A 13,574-nucleotide genomic window follows, 5' to 3' on the forward strand; every position below is an offset into this window, starting at 1 on the left:
GGCAGGATGTCGCCATGCGGGACGAGGTGGACGACCTGGTCGAGGCATGGGGCCGCGAGCGCGGGGACCTCGACCTCGCCCCCGTCGAGGTGTTCTCGCGCATCAGCCGCCTCGCCCGCCACCTCGACCTGGCCCGCCGCGACGCCTTCACCGCGCACGGCATCGAGTCGTGGGAGTTCGACGTGCTGGCCGCGCTGCGGCGCGCCGGCAAGCCGTACGAGCTCTCCCCCGGCCGGCTGCTGCGCGAGACGCTCGTGACCAGCGGGACCATGACCAACCGGGTCGACCGGCTGGCCGACCGCGGCCTCGTGCAGCGGCTTCCCGACCCGCACGACCGCCGCGGCGTGCTGGTCCGGCTGACCTCGGAGGGCAAGGCGGCGGTCGACGGGGCGTTCGAGGCACTGCTCGCCGCGGAGGCCGACCTGCTCGCGGAGCTCTCCGACAAGGAGCGCACCCGGCTCGCGGCGCTCCTGCGCTCGCTGCTCGCCCCCTTCAGCTGAGCCGGGCACCGCCCTACTCGACGACCTCGGAGGCCTCGAGCCACTCCAGCTCGAGCTCCTCTTTCTCCGCCGCGAGCTCGCCGAGCTGGTCGCCGACCCGCGCGAGCAGCGCGTAGTCGGTGAGGTTCGCCTCCATCTCGGCCTGCAGCTCCGCCTCGCGGGCGGCGATGCGCTCGAGCTGCTTCTCGACGCGGGCGAGCACCTTGCGGGCGGCCCGGTCCTCCGCGGAGCCGGGCCGCGCCTTCGTTTGGGCGTGCGGCCCGTTGGCCGGCTGCTCGGCGGCTCCGCCCGCGTCATGCGAAGGCGCACCTATCGGTGCCGGACCGGATGACGGAGCGGGCGCGGTCCGGGCCGACGCCTCGGCGGCCTGCATCTGGCTGCGCCGCTCGAGGTACTCCTCGACGCCGCGCGGCAGCATCGAGACCTGCCCGTCGCCCAGCAGCGCCCACACCGAGTCGGTGACCCGCTCCAGGAAGTAGCGGTCGTGGGAGACCACGACGAGCGTGCCGGGCCAGGAGTCGAGGAAGTCCTCGAGGACGTTGAGGGTGTCGATGTCGAGGTCGTTGGTCGGCTCGTCGAGCAGCAGCACGTTGGGCTCGCTCAGCAGCAGCTTGAGCAGCTGGAAGCGCCGCCGCTCGCCGCCGGAGAGGTCCCCGAGCCGCGCGGTGAGCCGGTCGCCGGTGAAGCCGAACCGCTCGAGCAGCGAGGTGGCGGTGAGCTCCTGCCCGTCGATCGTCCTGGTGACCCGTCGGATCGACTCGACCGTCGGCAGCACCCGCGCCTCGGGGTCGACCTCGTCGAGCGCCTGGGTGAGGTGCTGCAGCTCGACGGTGCGACCGTGCCGGACACGGCCGACGTCGGGGGCCAGGGCGCCGGAGATCAGCGAGAGCAGCGAGGTCTTGCCGGCCCCGTTGACGCCGACGATGCCGACGCGGTCGCCCGGGCCGATCCGCCATGTGGCGTGGTCGAGCAACGTGCGCTCGCCGCGCGTCAGGTCGACGTCCTCGATGTCGATGACGTCCTTGCCGAGGCGCTGGCTGGCGAAGCGCTGGAGCTCGAGCCGGTCGCGCGGCGGGGGTACGTCGTCGATGAGCGCGTTGGCCGCCTCGATGCGGAACTTCGGCTTCGACGTACGCGCCGGGGCGCCGCGCCGCAGCCACGCGAGCTCCTTGCGGGCGAGGTTCTGCCGCCGCGTCTCCGTGGCCGCGGCCTGCCGCTGGCGCTCGGCCTTGGCCAGCACGAACGCCGCGTAGCCGCCCTCGTAGGCGTCGACGGCGCCGTCGTGGACCTGCCAGGTCGTCTGGCACACGGCGTCGAGGAACCAGCGGTCGTGCGTCACCACGATGAGCGCGCTCGGCAGCGAGACCAGGTGGGAGGCGAGCCAGGCGACGGCCTCGACGTCGAGGTGGTTGGTCGGCTCGTCGAGCACGACGAGGTCGTGGCGCGAGAGCAGCAGCGCGGCCAGTGCGCAGCGCCGGCGCTCGCCGCCGGAGAGGCCGACGACGGCCCGGTCGAGGGCGACGCCGGCGAGCAGCTCCTCGACGACCTGGCGCGTCGTCGGGTCGGCGGCCCACTCGTGGTCGGCGCGCCCGCGGAGCACGGCCTCGCGGACGGTGTGGCTGTCGACGAGCTCGTCGCCCTGGTGGAGGTAGCCGATCTCGATGCCGCGGGTCCGCGACACCCGCCCGGAGTCGGGCTCCTCGATGCCGGTCATCACCTCGAGCAGCGTCGTCTTGCCGTCGCCGTTGCGCCCGACGATGCCCACCCGCTCGCCCAGCGAGATGCCCAGGGACACGTCGTCGAGCAGGGGGCGGACCCCGTAGGACTTCGACACCCGCTCGAGGTTGATCAGGTTGGCCATCAGAGGACCTCGACCACGTGGGCGCCGGCGACGGGCCCGATGGCGGGCAGGACGACGTCGTACGACGCCGAGAGCGCGGCCATCACCGCCATGGCGCCCTCCTGGGAGTCGCAGAGGAACACGCAGGTGGGGCCCGAGCCGCTCACCATGCCGCGGAGCGCGCCCTCCGCCTCGCCGCGCTGGATGAGCGCGCCGAGCTCGGGGCGCAGGTCGATCGCCGGCTCCTGGAGGTCGTTGTGCAGCGTCCGGGCCAGCCGTACGGGCTCCCGGCTGGCCAGGGCCGCGAGGAGCCCGGTCGGCTCGGCCGGCTGCGCGGGCGCGTCGGGGTGGAGCCGGTCGAAGTGGCGGTAGACGTCGGGCGTCGAGAGCCCGGTGCGAGCCGGGACGACGACCCACCACCACGGCCCGCGGTCCGCGACCGGCTCGACGACCTCCCCGCGGCCCCGCCCCCGCGCGGTGCCCCCGACGAGGGAGAACGGGACGTCGCTGCCCAGCCGCGCCGCCTGCGCCAGCAGCACCTCGTCGGGCTGGGAGAGCCCGTGCAGCCGGTCGTGCGCCAGCAGTGCGGCCGCTGCGTCGGCCGAGCCGCCGGCCATGCCGCCCGCGACCGGGATCTGCTTGGTGATCCGCACGTGGTGCGGGCTCCGGCAGGCTGCCTCGGCCAGCGCCCGGACGGCGATGTTGGACGCGTCGCCCGGGACGTCGCGGACGTCGATGTACGCCGACCCGGCGACGCTCAGCGAGTCCTCCTCGGCCTCCGCGACGGTGACGTCGTCGTAGAGCGAGATCGCCTGGTAGACCGTGTCGAGCGGGTGGAACCCGTCCTCACGGGGCGCGCCGACCCCCAGGTGGAGGTTGATCTTCGCGGCCGCCCGGACCGTGGTGCTCAACTTGTGGCCGCCAGTCCCTCGGCGATGCGCGCGAAGTCGCCGACGTCGAGCACCTCGCCGCGCGCGGCGGGGTCGACGCCGGCCGCCTCGAGCGCGGCGGTGGCCGCCTCGGCGGAGCCGGCCAGGCCGCGCAGCGCGGCGCGCACCTGCTTGCGGCGCTGCGCGAAGGCGGCGTCGACCACGGCGAAGACCTGCTGACGCGTGGCGGTCGTCCGCGGCGGCTCCCGCCGGGTCCAGGCCACGAGGCCGGAGTCGACGTTGGGGGCGGGCCAGAAGACGTTGCGCCCGATCGCGCCGGCGCGGCGCACGTCGGCGAACCACGCCGCCTTGACGCTGGGCACCCCGTAGGTCTTCGACCCCGGACGCGCTGCGAGCCGGTCGGCGACCTCGGCCTGCACCATCACCAGGCCGCGCTCGAGCGACGGCAGCAACGTGAGCAGGTGGAGGAGGACGGGGACCGAGACGTTGTAGGGCAGGTTGGCCACCAGGGCGGTCGGGGCCGGGCCGGGCAGCGACTCCACGCGCATCGCGTCGGCCAGCACCACCTCGAAGCCGTCGGCCTGCTCCGGCGCGTACGCCGCGATGGTGGCGGGCAGCCGCTCCGCGAGCAGCGGGTCGACCTCGATGGCGACGACCCGGCGGGCGACCTCGAGGAGCGCCAGGGTCAGCGAGCCGAGCCCGGGGCCGACCTCGACCACCACGTCGTCCCCGGTGATGCCCGACTCCCGGACGATGCGCCGCACGGTGTTGGCGTCGATGACGAAGTTCTGCCCGCGCTGCTTGGTGGGCCGCAGGTCGAGCTCCGCGGCCAGCTGACGCACCTCGGCCGGCCCGAGGAGCCTCGGGCCGGCCGGGTTCGTGGTCATGGTGCGCAAGCCTAGTGGGGCCGCCCCGGCGCGAGCGGGCGCCCGGGAGCCGACGCCGCGGGCGCGGATCCAGCGAGTGGTCAGCGGGGCAGGCCCAGCTTCGCCGCGCAGCCGGGCCAGGAGCCGTAGCCGCCGGTGGCGTCGCGCAGCCGCGTCGCGACGGCGATCTGGGTCTCGCGGGAGGCCTGGTGCGGGTAGCCGGCGCCGCCGTAGGCACGCCAGGTGCCGAGGCTGAACTGGAGGCCGCCGTAGTAGCCGTTGCCGGTGTTGATGGCCCAGTTGCCGCCGGACTCGCACTGCGCCAGGGTGTCCCAGACGGTGCTGCCACCGGCGAAGTTCGCGGCCGGCTCCTCCGGCTCCTCCCGGGTGCCGACCTTCACGATCCTCGCGACGGCCCGCACCCGCACCTCGGCGTCGACCACCTTGCGGGCGACCATCTCGCCGTTGACGAAGCGCATCCGGTAGGTGACGCTCCGGACGCCGTCGCGGCCGGACTGCACGACCTCCTCCTCGCCCTCGTACATGGACGCGTCCTCGCGCTCCACGACGGGAGCGTCCATCACCTCGCGCCGCACGTGGCGCGTAGCCACGCGGATGTCGGTCACGACCACCTTGTCGCCGTCGGAGACCTCGGTGTCGAGCGAAGGCGTGACCTCGTCGTGCCGGTCGAGGTCGAACCCGGCCGACTGGAGCACGTCGGCGACGGTCACCGCGGTCATCGTGCGCTTGCGCAGGTCCTTCGCGCCCAGCTTGAGGTGCACGACCTTGGGCGTGACGACCTCGAGCGTGAGGCCGCTGCGGCCGATGGAGGACCCGCGGCTGGCGGACAGGTCGGCGCCCTCGAAGCGACGGCCGATCTCGCCGAGGGCGCTGGCCACGTCGGTCGAGTTCACCCAGTACGTGTGGGAGTCCCCGTCGACGGAGAGCTCGAGCGGTCGCCCGAACTGCACCGCGATGGCCGAGCCGTCGCTGACGGCCTCGTCGACGGCAGGGGCGACGAGGTCCTTGTCGGTGACCTCGACGCCCTCGGCGGCGAGCACGTCGCCGACGGTGCGGCCGATGGCGCTGACCTGCCGGGTCTCACCGTCGAGGGTGAGGGTCACGTCCTTGGTGAGGGCGGCGTAGCCGACCGTCGTCCCCGCGACGGCCGCGACCACGACCCCCACGAGGGTGCCGAGGACGGCCTTGGACCTGCTGAGCTGTGCGAAACGAGAGCGCACGATTCTCCGAACGTCGTACTCTCCGGGCCTCGGGGCGGCAGCACCCCCCGGCCGAGCGTGCGCGGCGGCCGCGACCAGAGCCGCGAGGAGCCGTACGACGTGCAAGCGGGGGTCTCGCAGGACCGGCCCGATCCGGTCCTCGTGCTGCCGTAGATCGCTCCCGATCCCGGCCAACAATCACAAGACGATAACGATGCCGGGCGGTGATGCAAACTCGAACGCCGGAATCGGTGCGAGATCCGGGTCACCCGCCGGGGCGGGACCTCCCGGCGGCGTCACCAGGCCCCACCGAACGCGGCCTCGGTGTTGGCGTCGATCGCCCGGCAGAGCTCCTCCAGGTCGCACCCGAGCACCTCGGCCATCGCGCGCACGGTGAGGGGCACGAGGTACGACGCGTTGGGACGGCCTCGGTACGGCGTGGGCGTGAGGTAGGGCGCGTCGGTCTCGACGAGCACCCGGTCGAGCGGCGTGACGGCCAGGGCGTCGCGCAGCCGCGCCGCGTTCTTGAACGTGACCGTGCCGGCGAAGCTGAGGTGGGCGCCGCGGTCCAGGCACTCCCGCGCGAACGTCGCGTCGCCGGAGAAGCAGTGCATCACCCAGCGGTCGGGCGCCCTTCCCTCGTCGAGGATCCGCAGCACGTCGTCGTGGGCGTCGCGGTCGTGGATGACGAGGGTCTTGCCGAGCCGCTTGGCGATGTCGACGTGGCGCCGGAAGCTCTCCTGCTGCGCCGCGCGGCCCTCCTCGCCCGTGCGGAAGGTGTCGAGCCCCGTCTCCCCCACCGCGCGCACCTTGTCATGCGCCCCCGCGAGCCGCTCGATCTCCGCGAGGGCCTCGTCGAGGCGGCCGGCGGCGGCCAGGCGGGGCGCCTCGTTGGGGTGGATCGCGACGCCGGCGACGAGCGCGTCGTGCTCGGCGGCGGCCTCGACGGCCCAGCGGGCACCGGGCAGGTCGCAGCCGATCTGCACGATGCGCGGCACCCCGACGGCGGCAGCGGCGGCGATCGCGGCGGCGGTGCCCAGCCAGTCGCCGTCGGCGATGTCGAGGTGGCAGTGGTTGTCGACGACCGGGTGCGGCAGCGGCTCCGGCGCCGGCGGGCGCGCGCGGTCGCGCCGGGCGCCCGACCTCTCCTCGGTGCCGGCCCTCGAGCGGGTCGGTCCCGGTCCCTGCTCAGCGGTGGACAACGTCGTACACCTCCCGCTTGGGCAGGCCGGCTCGCCTGGCGACCTCGGCGATCGCCTCCTTGCGCGTCGACCCGGACGCCTCCAGGTCGGCCACGGCCGCTCGCAGGGAGCCCGCATCGGTCCCGACCGCCGGCGCTCCGCTCGATCCCTCGACCACGATGGTGACCTCACCGCGCACGCCCTCCGCGGCCCAGGCGACCAGCTCGGCGAGCGGGCCGCGGCGGACCTCCTCGTGGGTCTTGGTCAGCTCGCGGCACACGGCCGCGGACCGGTCCTCCCCGAGCGCCTCGGCCATCGCGGCGAGGGCGGCCTCGGTGCGGTGCGGGGCCTCGAAGAACACCATCGTCCGCTCCTCGCCCGCCAGGCCGGCGAGCCGCCGGCCGCGCTCACCCGCCTTGCGGGGCAGGAAGCCCTCGAAGCAGAACCGATCGACCGGCATGCCGCTCACCGCCAGCGCGGTGAGGACCGCGCTCGGCCCCGGGACCGCGGTGACGCGCACGTCGTGCTCGACCGCCGCGGCCACGAGGCGGTAGCCGGGGTCGGACACGCTCGGCATCCCGGCGTCGGTCACCAGCACGACGCGGTCGCCCGCGAGCAGCGCCTCGAGCAGCGCTGGGGTGCGCGCCTGCTCGTTGCCCTCGAAGTAGGACACGACCCGGCCACCGAGGGTGATGCCGAGGTCGGCGCACAGGCGCTTGAGCCGGCGAGTGTCCTCGGCAGCGACGACGTCGGCTCCGGAGAGCTCGGCGGCCAGCCGGGGAGGCGCGTCGCCGGCCTGCCCGATCGGGGTGCCCGCGAGGACCAGGACGCCTGACATGGGTCGATCATCTCAGGCGCGACGCGGCGTCGACCGCCGGCGTGCGCGGCACCCGACGCGCCGCCCGGCTCTGGCTAGAGTGCCCGCGTGACCCCGACTGCCGCCGAGCGGAACCGCCCGCGCTGGCGCTCGGAGGACCCGCTCCTCGGGTGGGTGGGTGCCCTGTGCCTGACCGCCCTCGCATTCTTCCTGCGCAGGTGGCACCTCGGCACGCCGCACCAGTTCTCCTTCGACGAGACCTACTACGCCAAGGACGCGTGGTCACTGCTCCAGCACGGCTACGTGCGCGGCTACGTCGAGGACGCCGACAAGACCATCCTCAACGGCGACCTCACGGGCCTGTTCCAGGACGGTCCGTCGATGATCGTCCACCCGGAGGTCGGCAAGTGGCTCATCGCCGCGGGCATCGAGGTCTTCGGGATGGACCCGGAGGGGTGGCGCACGGCGTCGGCGGTCGTCGGCGCGCTGATGGTGCTCCTCATGTGCCGCTTCGTCCGCCGGGTGTCGGGGTCGACGGCGATCGGGCTCGTCGCGGGGCTGCTGCTGGCGGTCGACGGCCTGCAGCTCGTGCTCTCGCGGCTGGCGCTGCTCGACATCTTCCTGGCGTTCTTCGTGCTCTGCGGCGTGCACTGCGTGGTGGCGGACCGGCAGTGGCTGCGCGACCGGCTGTCCCGCGAGGGCGGGCAGGGCCGGTGGCTCGCCTGCTGGCGGCCCTGGCTGCTCGCCGGCGGCCTCGCGTTCGGCCTGGCGTGCGGCACCAAGTGGTCCGGGGCCTACCCGCTCGCCGCCTTCGGCCTGCTCGCCTGGCTGTGGAGCGCCGGGGCCCGGCGCGCGTTCGGCCAGCGCCGCCCGCTGCTGCGCTCGGTCGTCCTCGACGGCGTGCCGGCGTTCGTCGCGCTCGTCGGCGTCGCGCTGGCGACGTACGTCGCCTCCTGGACCGGCTGGCTGGTGCACGCAGAGGTCTACGAGGAGGCGTTCAGCAACACGCAGTACACCTCGTACGGCGGGGACGACCCGTGGCCGAGCGCGAGCGAGCCGGACGCCGACGGGCTGAGCGAGGTCACGCAGTCGTTGCGCTCGCTGTGGTCCTACCACCAGGACGTCTACACGTTCCACAGCCACTTCCTGGACGACTCGTCGCACGTCTACGCGTCCAAGCCCTCGACGTGGCTGGTCATGGGGCGTCCGGTCGGGGTGGACGCGCAGACGGACATCCAGCCGGGGTCACAGGGGTGCGAGGCGCCGTCGGGGTCGTCGTGCCTGCGGCAGGTCCTGCTGATCGGCAACCCGGTCGTCTGGTGGGGCGGCTGTCTCACGATGGTGGCGTCGCTGCTGCTGTGGATCGGTGCGCGCGACTGGCGGCACGGGGTGGCGGTCGTCGGGCTGGCGAGCACCTGGCTGCCGTGGTTCCTCTACGACGACCGCCCGATCTTCTTCTTCTACGCGATCACCTCGCTGCCCTTCCTGGTCCTCTCGACCGCACTCGTGGCCGGCCACCTCGTCGGAACCTCGGACGTGCCGACGCCCCGCCGCACCTTCGGCGTCGTCGTCGCCGGGAGCTTCACCGTGCTGGCCCTCGTCGCCTTCGTCTGGTTCTGGCCTATCTGGACCGACGTGCTCCTCACCAAGTCGGAGTGGGACGCCCGGATCTGGTTCCAGCGCTGGATCTGAGCCTCGCTCGGCGGCGCGGACCATCTCGGCGCGACGCCGGTGCGGTCGAGGTTTCGTCAAGGTCGCTCGGAACTTCCCTCTGGACCCTGTTCTCCGCCGCCGTGACCGACCCACCATGGGTCACCGATCCGCTCCGGTCGAGACGAGGGAAGACTGCGATGGACCCCACGACGATCCACGTCTGCCTGCAGACGCCGGGCGCCCCGACCGACGAAGGCCACGAGGTCGGCGCGCGCTGGGTGTGCGGCTGCGGGGACACGTTCGTCTATCGCGAGGGCTTCAACCGCGCCGGCCACCGCACGTTGCAGTGGTGGCCGGCCCCGGCGATCCCGCAGCCCCGCGACGGGCGCGTGCGCGGCCTGCTCTTCGGCCCCCGGAAGGGCTGAGCCGCCCCGAGTCGCGAGCGCTCCTGGACCCGACCCCGCCCGGCCCCATCCGGGCGGGGTCGCCTGCGTGCCGGCACTGCGTGCGCACCTGCGGCCACCGCTGCCTCACCACGAGCCGGGGAACCGGTTCGACCCCGCGACCAGCAGCAGGCCGGCCGGCACGGCGACGCCGACCGCCACCAGCAACGCCAGGCCGACGTGGCGCCGACCCGGCACCACGAGCAGCACCAGCCCGGCGACCGCGGTCAGCACCGGCAGCACCCACACCGGCACCAGCGCGGCGAGCACACCGGCCAGCACCGCGAGGCCGACGCCGCCCGCGGCCGCGGGGCCGAGCGGGACGGGACGCGGGGCGCGGGGCAGCCCGACCTCGGTGACCGGCCCCGCGGCCGGCAGCTGGTCGGGGGCGAGCACGCGGAGCAGCAGCGTGATCGTCGCGGGGTCGGCCACGACCACCACGTCCCGGTAGCGGTCGGCGACCGCGTGACGGCGTACGACCTCGTCGAGGCGGTGCCCGCGGTCGGTGTCGGGGAAGCGGACCGGCGCCAGCACGACCTCGGGCGCCGCCTCCCGCCCGAGCCCCTGCACCACCCGCTTGGCCTCACCGGTGGGCGCCGTGAGGACGACCGCGGACGACCCGAGCGCCTTGCGCACCCGGCCGACGTCGGCCGCGCTGGCGTGCGTGCTGACCACGACGATGCGCTGGTAGTCGGTCACCAGACGACGGTAGCGCCGGAGTCCGATCGGGGTCGGCATGGCCGCGGCGCCCCTCGCGGACGATCAACGGCACGTCAACGCGTCGGGCACGCGTGGGACACCGTTGCTCCGTCCCGCGGACGGTGGCACCGACCGCGTCTAGCCTCGTGGCAGGACCCAGCCCTCGGTGCTCGAGCCTACCGCCGGGCGAGTCCTGACGACGCCCCGCCCTACGGGTGTGCGGCGGCGTTGCCCCGGCACCGCCGGGGTACCGCCAACGGGATCGAGCGGTCGTGGGGACCTTCGATCCGGCCCCGCCGGTCCCCCGTGCCCGGTGGGGCCGTCCCGTGCGCCCCGCCGGGCGCCGTCGCGCGCGCCGCTCGCCTCCGGAGTGGCGGCCGGTGCGGGCCCACCTCATCCCGAGGGTCGGTGTCGGCAGCCGTGCGCCCCTGTACGGTTCTCGACCATGCAGCCGCTGAGCGACTTCGAGAGGTCCATCCTCGACTTCGAGCGTGCCCTCTGGCGGCACCTGCGCGCCAAGGAGGAGGCCATCGAGAAGACCTTCGGCGTCTCCCCGGCCCGCTACTTCCGGTTCCTCGACGTCATCATCAGCAAGGACGCGGCCCTCCGGCACGACCCCCTCCTCGTGCGACGCCTCCGGCGGCTGCGCGACGCCCGGGTCACGAGCCGACGGTCGGCGCGGCGCTCCGGCCCCGGCGACGAGCGCGAGGCCTGACCGGGCCGGGCGTCGACCCGGGACCCCGGCGGGTCGTGTCGTCCGCACGACCCCGGCCCGGCTCGCGCGTCGTCCAGGGTCGAGCCCGTGTGCCTCGGCCATTGGCGCCCTAGGTAGGGTGGCGGTGGAGGTCCAGACCCAGGCCTCCCATCCGTCTGGATGTCGCGTGCCCCGTTGGCGTTGCGTCTGGAGCAACGCATCGAGGACCCGTGGAGACTCCACACCTGTCCGTGGCGGCCGCACTTGCGTACGCCACCGAGACCATCAGCCAGCCGCGCACCCTCGAGGACACCCTCGACGCAGTCGTGCACGCCGCCCGCACCTCGCTCCCGCGCTTCGGGCACGTCAGCGTCTCCGAACGGCACCGGAGCGGCACGATCGAGACGCGCGCCGGGACCGACCAGCTGGTCTGGGAGCTCGACGCGCTCCAGTACGACCTCGACGAAGGACCGTGCGTCCAGGCGCTGGAGCACGAGCCGGTCGTCGTCGTCGAGCACCTCCGCCACGAGCAGCGATGGCCCCGGTACATTCCTGCCGCGGCCGCCCGCGGCGTCCGGTCGCAGATGGGTGTCCGCCTGTTCAGCGACGGCCGCCACGTCGGCGGGTTGAACCTCTACTCGACCGACCACGACGAGGTCGACCTCGACACTGCGGCGACCGCGCGGCTGCTCGCCACCCACGTGGCGGTCGTGCTCGGCCACGCACGGCACGAGCACGAGCTCAATCAGGCGCTCCAGAGCCGCAAGGTGATCGGGCAGGCCGTCGGCATCCTGATGGAGCGCTACCGCATCGACCCCGACCGCGCCTTCCAGTTCCTGGTCCGCGCCTCGTCCGCCGGCAACATCAAGCTGCGCGACGTCGCCGAGGAGATCGTCACCACCAGCATCGAGCAGTACCGCCGCTCCTGACGCGCTGGAGCAGTCGCCCGCCCGACGGGCTGGAGACACAGGACCGCCCGCCACCTGTCGCAGGTGCCGGGCGGTCCTCACGTGGTGGAGCTGAGGGGATTCGAACCCCTGACCTTCTCATTGCGAACGAGACGCGCTACCAACTGCGCCACAGCCCCAAGCGCCTCACGGCGCGACGCCAAGATACACGAGCGGTCGGTGACCGACCGAATCGGCTCCTCGTCAGGCGCCGCTGGCGCGGCGGGCCTCCGCCGCGTCGTGGGCCTCGCGCGTCGTCCGCGCCGACTGCTCGGCGGAGCGGGCCAGGGCGGAGTCCTCGTCGTTGCGCCCGCTCGACCAGACCCCGGTCGAGTCCAGGTCGATGGTCGACACCGTGCGCCGCTGGGCGGCGGGCTTGCTGACGTAGGTGGGCAGCGTCGTGGGCACCATGTCCCAGCCACCGACGACCGGGACCTCGCCCGTGGCGACGGCCGGCGCGTCGGCGGCCGCAGACGGCTCGAGAGCCGGTTCGTCGGGGGACATGGGCGTGACCGGCGCGGGCACGGCCGGCACCTCGCCCGTGAGGTCGACGTCGTCGTCCGGCTCACCGACCTCCGGAGGGACGCCCGTCTCGATCGCCCCCCGGCTGGCGCGGCGGCTGCGCTCGGCACGGACCGAGACGCGGCAGGCGACCAGCCAAGCGACGAGGGGCACGGCCGGCGCGGCGAGCCACGGCCAGGCGACGACGTCCGCGACGGCCAGGGCGGCCACGACGGCGTTGGCGAGGACGACGAGGGCGAGGACGTTGCGGCGGCGCCTGGCGGCGCGGCGCGCGGAGGCGCGCTCGGTGGGGCGCTCGATGGGGGGCTCGGTGGCGGCGGACCGCGACCGCGATGGCGTACGTCGGGGGACCACCGAGGTGGTGACCTCGCGGGTCACCGTCGTCGTGACCGACGCGGCCACGGCCTCGGGCGCCGCGTGCGCCTTGGTCTCGACCGGCGGGCGCGAGGTGGGGCGGACCGGCGACACGACGAGGCGGGCGTTGCGGCGGTCGACGGGCTCGCGGCGGGCGAGGACGCGCATGGTGTGGGAGAACTTCTCGACGGAGCGGCTCCGGACGACCTCGTCGTGGTGCTTGAGGGCCTTCGGGATCAGGTAGACGGCCCACGCCACGGCAAGGGCGACGAAGATGAGAGCACTCAGGTCCACGCTCGAAGCGTAGGAGCGGGGAGCGGGACCGGGGCGGATGTCAAGTGGTGTGTCGCAGAACTACTGCTGTGACTGGTGTGCCACCAGCCTGACGAGCACCCCTTCGGGCGCCTCCTCGGCGGTCACGGCGAAGATCCGGTGGTCGCGCCACGCCCCGTCGATGTGGAGGAAGCGCGGCGCGTAGCCGACCTGCTCCAGGCCGAGCTTCTCCACCACGCGCAGCGAGTTGGTGTTCTCCGGGCGCACGCAGATCTCGATCCGGTGCAGCCCCACTGGGCCGAGGCAGTGGTCGATGACCATCCCCACGGCGCGGGGCACGATGCCGCGGCCGGCCACGTCGGCGGAGATCCAGTAGCCGATCGACCCCCACTGGGCCGACCCGCGGGCGACGTTGCTCACCGTCACCTGCCCCACGAAGCGGCCGTCGACCTCGATGACGAACGGCAGGCACTGGCCCTGCTTGGCCTGCTGCAGCAGCGAGCGGGTCACGACCTTGTACGACGCCGGGCGCGGCGCCGCACCCGGCGGGACCGTCGCGTCCCACGGCCGCAGCCAGTCGTGGTTGCGGGACCGCACGGCCTGCCACTCCTCCGCGTCGGAGCGCCGCAGCGGACGCACCACGACACCCTCGGACTCGAGGCGGGCGGGCCAGCC

At 74.2% G+C, this 13,574-nt stretch carries 14 protein-coding genes and 1 tRNA gene; 5 read left to right on the plus strand and 10 right to left on the minus strand.

What is annotated here, in order from left to right; all coding sequences use genetic code 11:
• Positions 1 to 14: 14 nt before the first annotated feature.
• Positions 15 to 500 (plus strand): MarR family winged helix-turn-helix transcriptional regulator, encoded by a 486-nt coding sequence (locus tag J3P32_RS05700; protein ID WP_210438853.1) that lies wholly within the window; start codon positions 15 to 17, stop codon positions 498 to 500.
• Between the two features lie 13 nt (positions 501 to 513).
• On the opposite strand, the gene J3P32_RS05705 is transcribed toward J3P32_RS05700, so the two are convergent.
• The 6 genes from J3P32_RS05705 to rsmI all read right to left on the minus strand — a co-directional run bounded on the left by J3P32_RS05705 (position 514) and on the right by rsmI (position 7,335).
• A complete protein-coding gene (locus J3P32_RS05705) occupies positions 514 to 2,361 on the minus strand; it encodes an ABC-F family ATP-binding cassette domain-containing protein (protein ID WP_210438854.1) in 1,848 nt (615 codons plus the stop codon).
• Entirely contained in the window at positions 2,361 to 3,251 is an 891-nt protein-coding gene (locus J3P32_RS05710) for a 4-(cytidine 5'-diphospho)-2-C-methyl-D-erythritol kinase (protein WP_210438855.1), read from the minus strand. The genes J3P32_RS05705 and J3P32_RS05710 overlap by 1 nt, the downstream gene beginning before the upstream one ends.
• On the minus strand, positions 3,248 to 4,117 hold the full coding sequence (gene rsmA / locus J3P32_RS05715; protein WP_210438856.1) for a 16S rRNA (adenine(1518)-N(6)/adenine(1519)-N(6))-dimethyltransferase RsmA: 870 nt from the start codon (positions 4,115 to 4,117) through the stop codon (positions 3,248 to 3,250). Before rsmA ends, J3P32_RS05710 begins: the two co-directional genes overlap by 4 nt.
• Positions 4,118 to 4,197: 80 nt before the next feature.
• Positions 4,198 to 5,337, minus strand: coding sequence for a transglycosylase family protein (locus tag J3P32_RS18120; RefSeq protein ID WP_307861597.1), 1,140 nt, complete (start codon positions 5,335 to 5,337; stop codon positions 4,198 to 4,200).
• Between the two features lie 275 nt (positions 5,338 to 5,612).
• Positions 5,613 to 6,518: a TatD family hydrolase gene (locus J3P32_RS05725; protein WP_210438857.1), complete on the minus strand. Its 906-nt coding sequence runs from the start codon at positions 6,516 to 6,518 to the stop codon at positions 5,613 to 5,615.
• The gene (rsmI, locus tag J3P32_RS05730; protein WP_210438858.1) at positions 6,505 to 7,335 is read right to left on the minus strand and encodes a 16S rRNA (cytidine(1402)-2'-O)-methyltransferase; all 831 of its coding nucleotides are present in this window, start codon (positions 7,333 to 7,335) and stop codon (positions 6,505 to 6,507) included. The genes J3P32_RS05725 and rsmI overlap by 14 nt, the downstream gene beginning before the upstream one ends.
• 87 nt (positions 7,336 to 7,422) lie before the next feature.
• Here rsmI and J3P32_RS05735 point away from each other — a divergent pair, with 87 nt between their 5' ends.
• A complete protein-coding gene (locus J3P32_RS05735) occupies positions 7,423 to 9,006 on the plus strand; it encodes a dolichyl-phosphate-mannose--protein mannosyltransferase (RefSeq protein WP_210438859.1) in 1,584 nt (527 codons plus the stop codon).
• A gap of 158 nt (positions 9,007 to 9,164) precedes the next feature.
• Positions 9,165 to 9,392 (plus strand): hypothetical protein, encoded by a 228-nt coding sequence (locus J3P32_RS05740; RefSeq protein ID WP_210438860.1) that lies wholly within the window; start codon positions 9,165 to 9,167, stop codon positions 9,390 to 9,392.
• A gap of 105 nt (positions 9,393 to 9,497) precedes the next feature.
• On the opposite strand, the gene J3P32_RS05745 is transcribed toward J3P32_RS05740, so the two are convergent.
• Positions 9,498 to 10,109, minus strand: coding sequence for a hypothetical protein (locus tag J3P32_RS05745; protein WP_210438861.1), 612 nt, complete (start codon positions 10,107 to 10,109; stop codon positions 9,498 to 9,500).
• A 445-nt stretch (positions 10,110 to 10,554) separates the two neighbouring features.
• Here J3P32_RS05745 and J3P32_RS05750 point away from each other — a divergent pair, with 445 nt between their 5' ends.
• Entirely contained in the window at positions 10,555 to 10,824 is a 270-nt protein-coding gene (locus tag J3P32_RS05750) for a DUF3263 domain-containing protein (protein ID WP_210438862.1), read from the plus strand.
• 230 nt (positions 10,825 to 11,054) lie between these two features.
• Positions 11,055 to 11,732, plus strand: a complete 678-nt coding sequence (locus J3P32_RS05755) for a GAF and ANTAR domain-containing protein (RefSeq protein ID WP_210438863.1) — start codon at positions 11,055 to 11,057, stop codon at positions 11,730 to 11,732.
• An 82-nt stretch (positions 11,733 to 11,814) separates the two neighbouring features.
• On the opposite strand, the gene J3P32_RS05760 is transcribed toward J3P32_RS05755, so the two are convergent.
• The 3 genes from J3P32_RS05760 to J3P32_RS05770 all read right to left on the minus strand — a co-directional run bounded on the left by J3P32_RS05760 (position 11,815) and on the right by J3P32_RS05770 (position 13,538).
• Positions 11,815 to 11,890: transfer RNA gene (locus tag J3P32_RS05760), tRNA-Ala, on the minus strand.
• A 64-nt stretch (positions 11,891 to 11,954) separates the two neighbouring features.
• Entirely contained in the window at positions 11,955 to 12,920 is a 966-nt protein-coding gene (gene sepX, locus J3P32_RS05765) for a divisome protein SepX/GlpR (protein ID WP_210438864.1), read from the minus strand.
• A 60-nt stretch (positions 12,921 to 12,980) separates the two neighbouring features.
• Positions 12,981 to 13,538 (minus strand): GNAT family N-acetyltransferase, encoded by a 558-nt coding sequence (locus J3P32_RS05770; RefSeq protein ID WP_307807740.1) that lies wholly within the window; start codon positions 13,536 to 13,538, stop codon positions 12,981 to 12,983.
• Between the last annotated feature and the right edge of the window lie 36 nt (positions 13,539 to 13,574).

This window comes from Nocardioides xinjiangensis (genome assembly GCF_017916385.1).
Lineage (GTDB): Bacteria > Actinomycetota > Actinomycetes > Propionibacteriales > Nocardioidaceae > Nocardioides > Nocardioides xinjiangensis.